Raw genomic sequence first — 2,794 nt, 5'->3', positions numbered from 1 at the left:
TTCAACCCAATTAACTCAACTACATCGTTTGTTGTTTGAGTGCCTTCATACGATGCCATTTTAACGAAACTCACTTCGCACATTCCTCTGTAATGCTTCATCAAATCGGATAAAACCATAAAAGAACCGTTTAAAACACCAATAAAAACAGGAACGTCATCAAAGAAATCATCATCCATCTGTTTTGCAATATTTGCAATCGCGAAATCAATTTCTTCCGCCGAAATAAAAGGTTCAAACGTTTTATCGTGAAGGTGTATCATGCTATGTGTTTTTTAAAATGCAAATTTAGTGAAGTCGAAGGTATTAAATCCTACGTATTCACGGTTTTTTGCAAAATTGGTATATTTACGCCATGAATTCCAACATGTATCAAAAAATAGAGGGAAGCACCGCTCATGTAAAAAGCCGAGTGATGGTGAGCAATTTTGCCATGAAAAGTGATGAAAATTTGAAAGAATTGATTGCAATTGCTTTTGATATTTCGCATGAATTACACGTCAAAGCCTTTTGGAGTTTGGATTTGGTAGGTGAAAAAAAGTTGAAATTGCTAGTTCCTTATATTGATGAATTTTGCGAAGTGTTGCCTAGAATTAAAAATGATTCATCCTTGCGACCTGCCACTCGAATTGCTATGTTTTTGACTAAAAGCAATCATCGAAAAAACGGAATTAAACTAACCCAAGAGCAAGAACACATTCTCATTGAAGCGTTGATTGATCGATTAATTCAGGACGAAAAAGTAGCTGCCAAAGCCTACGCAATGAAAGCTTTATTTGTTTTAGGAAAAAAATACGATTGGATTTATGAAGAATTAAAACCGATTTTAAGTCAGGATTATTCCAGTCATACTGCGGGATATAAGGCGTCAGCTAGGAATATTTTGAAAAAAATTAACAAGACTAAATAATAATTTTACGTACATTTGTAAAAACTGTACGTATATGAATACCAAACTCACCTTATCACTCGACAAAGAAATCATTGAGAAAGCTAAAATTTACGCCAAAGGAACCGGCAGAAGCTTATCTGAAATGGTGGAGAATTATTTTAAGAATTTGGTTTCAAAGGCAGAAAAAAACAACAATGACAGTAATGATATTGATGAGAGATTAAAAAAAATTACTGGAATTGTTACTTTGCCAGATGATTTTGATATTGAAAAAGTTAAAGAAGAATACCATAAAGAAAAATATGGTTTATGAAAAATATTTTTCTCGATACTAATGTTTTGATGGATATTTTAGCTAATCGACAACCTTTTTACAAATCATCTGCTGAAATTTACAAACTTGGATTAAGAAAAAAAGTTGTTCTTTTTACTTCATCAAACACTATTTCTACGTTGCATTATTTATTAAAAAAGTTCACAACTGAAGAAAACATTAGACAATCGTTAGACGAAGTCACTACTGTCCTTTCGATAATTCCTATAGATATAAACATCATCAAAAAAAGCTTAAAATCCAATCATAAAGATTTTGAAGATGCCATTCAAATTGTTTCTGCACAATCCATAAATAATATGGATTGTATTGTCACCAGAGATTTAAAAGATTATAAATTTGCAGAAATAGCAGTTTTAACGCCCGATGATTTTTTGAATACAATTGAATAAAAATCAATGGCAATATCAATGGCAATATAAAATTCAAAATAAACACTTACTATAACTACAACATCAAAATGAATTACTTCTCTTCCGATTTCAAATTAGGCATTTTAGGTGGTGGTCAACTTGGCAAAATGCTTTTGGCTGATACGCGAAAATTCGACATACAAACCTTTATTTTAGATCCAAGTAAAGACGCACCCTGTCAATTTGGAGCTCATTATTTTGAAATTGGAAACCTTTTAGATTTCGATACCGTTTATAATTTCGGGAAGAAAGTGGATGTACTCACCATTGAAATTGAAAACGTCAATTTAGATGCGTTAGACCAATTGGAAGCGGACGGTAAAAAAGTATTTCCCTCGCCAAAAACTTTGCGAAACATACAAAGCAAAATCACACAAAAAAATCTTTATTTGGGTAATCAAATCCCAACGGCCAATGCCAAAACTTTTGAAAATAAAAGTGAATTAGTGGCGGAAGTTTTAAAGGGAACGCTAACGTATCCGTGTGTTTGGAAACAAGATCGATTTGGATATGATGGATATGGCGTAAAAATTCTGAAATCGGAAAAAGACATCACTCACTTACCAGAAACGCCCTGTTTAATTGAAGATATGATTCCGTTTAAAAATGAGTTGGCTGTAATTGTTGTACGCTCCGTTTCAGGTGAAGTAAAAACCTATCCGGTGGTAGAAATGGAATTTCATCCCGAAGCCAATCAAGTGGAATATGTAATTTGCCCGGCTCGAATTGACGAAAAAGTGGCTCAAAAAGCTCAAGAAATTGCAATGAAAGTTTCCAAATCTTTTAATCATGTTGGTTTATTAGCAGTGGAAATGTTTCAAACCGAAAACGACGAAATTTTAGTTAATGAGGTGGCTCCACGACCACATAATTCAGGACATTACAGCATTGAAGCCAGTTATACTTCGCAATTTGAAAATCATTTACGAGCCATTTTAGATTTACCTTTGGGTAATACCGCTAGCAAAGTTGCCGGAATTATGGTAAATTTGGTGGGTGAAGAAGGTTTTTCCGGTCAAGTGGTTTATGAAAACATCGAAAAAATCATGGCTATTGATGGTGTAACACCTCACATTTACGGTAAAAGACAAACACGACCTTTTCGAAAAATGGGACACGTGACGATTGTGAATGAAGATATGGTGGAAGCGAGAA

4 protein-coding genes and 1 pseudogene are annotated in these 2,794 nt (G+C 33.7%); 4 read left to right on the top strand and 1 reads right to left on the bottom strand.

The window, feature by feature from the left end; translation table 11 throughout:
* Nucleotides 1-263, bottom strand: a pseudogene (locus ACIQ2Z_RS12890) (hypoxanthine phosphoribosyltransferase); the annotation flags it as partial.
* A gap of 92 nt (nt 264-355) precedes the next feature.
* On the opposite strand from ACIQ2Z_RS12890, the gene ACIQ2Z_RS12885 reads away from it, so the two are divergent.
* The 4 genes from ACIQ2Z_RS12885 to ACIQ2Z_RS12870 all read left to right on the top strand — a co-directional run.
* On the top strand, nt 356-910 hold the full coding sequence (locus ACIQ2Z_RS12885) for a hypothetical protein (RefSeq protein WP_396184572.1): 555 nt from the start codon (nt 356-358) through the stop codon (nt 908-910).
* Between the two features lie 34 nt (nt 911-944).
* The gene (locus ACIQ2Z_RS12880; RefSeq protein WP_396184571.1) at nt 945-1,205 is read left to right on the top strand and encodes a DUF6364 family protein; all 261 of its coding nucleotides are present in this window, start codon (nt 945-947) and stop codon (nt 1,203-1,205) included.
* Nucleotides 1,202-1,618, top strand: a complete 417-nt coding sequence (locus tag ACIQ2Z_RS12875) for a type II toxin-antitoxin system VapC family toxin (protein WP_396184570.1) — start codon at nt 1,202-1,204, stop codon at nt 1,616-1,618. Before ACIQ2Z_RS12880 ends, ACIQ2Z_RS12875 begins: the two co-directional genes overlap by 4 nt.
* Before the next feature lie 68 nt (nt 1,619-1,686).
* The coding region (locus ACIQ2Z_RS12870; protein WP_396184569.1) for a 5-(carboxyamino)imidazole ribonucleotide synthase at nt 1,687-2,794 on the top strand (1,108 nt) is incomplete at its 3' end.

It is taken from the genome of Flavobacterium sp. (assembly GCF_044361015.1).
Lineage (GTDB): Bacteria > Bacteroidota > Bacteroidia > Flavobacteriales > Flavobacteriaceae > Flavobacterium.
Note: the sequence above shows the minus strand (reverse complement) of the source record. Positions and strands in the feature narration are given on the sequence as shown.

What these genes read in the sequence shown, in the direction of transcription:
- ACIQ2Z_RS12880 (WP_396184571.1), top strand. Translation starts at nt 945, where the DNA reads ATGAATACCAAACTCACCTTATCACTCGACAAAGAAATCATTGAGAAA.
- ACIQ2Z_RS12875 (WP_396184570.1), top strand. Translation starts at nt 1,202, where the DNA reads ATGAAAAATATTTTTCTCGATACTAATGTTTTGATGGATATTTTAGCT.
- ACIQ2Z_RS12885 (WP_396184572.1), top strand. Translation starts at nt 356, where the DNA reads ATGAATTCCAACATGTATCAAAAAATAGAGGGAAGCACCGCTCATGTA.